Consider the following 2494-nt stretch of genomic DNA (forward strand, 5'->3'; position numbering starts at 1 on the left):
GCGAATGGGGCAGCGCAGAAGCTTCGCCAGCAGGGCTGGCTCCTACACGAACACACAGCTTCCGTAGCCCGGATAAGCCTCGGCGCAATCCGGGAGCCCCTACCGAACAGTTTCCCCTTTCCGCTGTGCCTGTCGTCCGCTCCGGACTCTCCGTAGACTGGAGCGCTTTACCGAGGAGGCGACATGGCGGCGCAGAACAGAGGCATGGCGATCGGCTGCCTGATCATCGCGATGGCGCTCTGGGGCAGTTCGTTCATCGCACTCAAGCTGGCCTTCGGCGAGTTGCCGCCGCTGTGGGTGATCTTCGGCCGCATGGCATTCGGCAGCCTGGTGTTCATGCTGGCCTGGCGCTGGCGCGGTCGTCTCGACTACCGCCCGGGTGACTGGAAATACCTGATCGGCCTGGCCGCCTGCGAGCCCTGCCTGTACTTCATCTTCGAAGCCCTGGCACTGCAACGGACCAGCGCCTCCCAGGCCGGGATGATCACCGCGCTGCTGCCGCTGTTGGTGGCCATGGGCGCGTTCCTCTTCCTGCGTGAGCGTGTCAGCCGTACCACCCTGGCCGGCTTCCTCCTGGCGGTGGTCGGGGCGGTCTGGCTGAGCCTGGCGGGGGAGGCCGACGACCATGCCCCGGCGCCATTGCTCGGTAACTTCTTCGAATTCCTCGCCATGCTCTGCGCGACCGGCTATACGCTGTTGCTCAAGCATCTCTCGACGCGTTATTCGGCATTCGTGCTCACGGCCATGCAGGCATTCATCGGTGCCTTGTTCTTCCTGCCGCTGGCGGCGCTGACCGAGCCGATGCCGGCATCCCTCAGCCCCCTGGGCCTGGGGGCGGTGTTCTACCTCGGCGTGGTGGTGACGGTGGGCGCCTATGGCCTGTACAACTTCGGCGTCAGCCATCTGCCGGCCAGTCAGGCATCCGGGTTCATCAACCTGATTCCCGTGTTCACCCTGATTTTCGCCGTGCTGCTGCTGGGCGAAAGCCTTACCCTGGTGCAGATGCTGGCTGTCGCACTGGTGTTCGCCGGGGTTGGCCTGAGCCAGTGGCGAAGTGCACCGCCGGCACCGGCCGGCATTCTTGATTGAGAGGTTCGTAATGACAGACCTGCGCCAGTGGACACGCGAGGCGATCCGCATCATCGAAGCGGATTTCCAGCGCAGTGCCGACACGCACCTGATTCCGCTCGATGTACCGGGCCTGCCGGGCGTCGATCTCTACTTCAAGGACGAATCCAGCCACCCTACCGGCAGCCTCAAGCACCGCTTGGCCCGCTCGCTGTTCCTCTATGCGCTGTGCAACGGCTGGCTCAAGCCGGGGGCGCCGGTGATCGAAGCCTCCAGCGGCTCCACGGCGATTTCCGAAGCCTACTTCGCCCGGCTGCTTGGCTTGCCTTTCATCGCCGTGATGCCCTCGTCCACTTCGCCGGAGAAGATCGCCCAGATCGCCTTCTACGGCGGGAAAAGCCATTTGGTCGCTGATCCTGCGAGAATCCACGAAGAGTCCGAGCGCCTCGCCCGTGAAAGCGGCGGCCACTTCATGGACCAGTTCACCTACGCCGAACGGGCCACCGACTGGCGGGCGAACAACAACATCGCCGAATCGATCTTCCAGCAACTGCGCTTCGAACGCTGCCCGGAACCGAGCTGGCTGGTGTCGAGCCCCGGCACCGGTGGCACCACCGCGACCCTCGGGCGCTACGTGCGCTATCGCCAGCACGCCACCCGCGTGCTCTGCGCCGATGCCGAGCGTTCGGTGTTCTTCGACTACTTCCGCGACGGCGATGCCGGCCTGCGACTGGATTGCGGCTCGCGCATCGAAGGCATCGGCCGGCCGCGCGTCGAGGCCTCGTTCCTACCCCAGGTGATCGATGCCATGTGCAAGGTGCCGGACGCCCTGTCGCTGGCAGCCATGCACTACCTGGCACGCCGCCTGGGGCGCCGCGTCGGCGGTTCCAGCGGCACCAACCTGATCGGCGCCTTGCTGGCCGCCCAGCGCATGGTCGCGGCGGGTGAACGGGGATCGGTGGTGGCGATCCTTTGCGACAGCGGCGAACGCTACGCCACGACCTACTACGATCCCACCTGGCTCGCCGCCCAGGGCTTCGCCCTGGAACCCTTAGTCGAACAGATCGCCGCCTGTGCTGAGCGGGGCGAACCGTTGCGGGTGGATGTGCCGATGATTGTGCGGTAAGAGAACAGCGGGTCGGTAGCAGGCTTTCCGACCCGCTCTAGGATAGGGCTTACCCCCGTGTAAGCCTTTTGATACTCAGTTGATCGGTGTGATCAACGTCACGCCGTGTCCCTATCCTTAGTGGGAACAATAGCGGCCCTTTGCCTTGGCTGGCCAAGGCTGCTTGTTTCTGACAGGGACGCAACGATGCACTCGCAGGATTCAAACGCCCAGCCCACCCCGGAGCTGGACACCGGCCTCGCCTGTCTGGTGATGCTGGCGCGGTTCCACAACGTGGCCGCTTCCCCCGAACAACTCACC

Annotated in this window: 2 protein-coding genes; both read left to right on the plus strand. The window is 65.0% G+C overall.

The features are described from left to right. Positions 1-204: 204 nt before the first annotated feature. Positions 205-1089: a DMT family transporter gene (locus BZL41_RS19945; protein ID WP_256578208.1), complete on the plus strand. Its 885-nt coding sequence runs from the start codon at positions 205-207 to the stop codon at positions 1087-1089. Between the two features lie 10 nt (positions 1090-1099). Continuing rightward, positions 1100-2194, plus strand: a complete 1095-nt coding sequence (locus BZL41_RS19950) for a PLP-dependent cysteine synthase family protein (protein ID WP_095600908.1) — start codon at positions 1100-1102, stop codon at positions 2192-2194. Positions 2195-2494 lie beyond the last annotated feature (300 nt).

The organism is Pseudomonas sp. PIC25 (genome assembly GCF_002286785.1).
Classification (GTDB): Bacteria; Pseudomonadota; Gammaproteobacteria; order Pseudomonadales; family Pseudomonadaceae; genus Pseudomonas_M.

What these genes read in the sequence shown, in the direction of transcription:
- BZL41_RS19945 (WP_256578208.1), top strand. Translation starts at nt 205, where the DNA reads ATGGCGATCGGCTGCCTGATCATCGCGATGGCGCTCTGGGGCAGTTCG.
- BZL41_RS19950 (WP_095600908.1), top strand. Translation starts at nt 1,100, where the DNA reads ATGACAGACCTGCGCCAGTGGACACGCGAGGCGATCCGCATCATCGAA.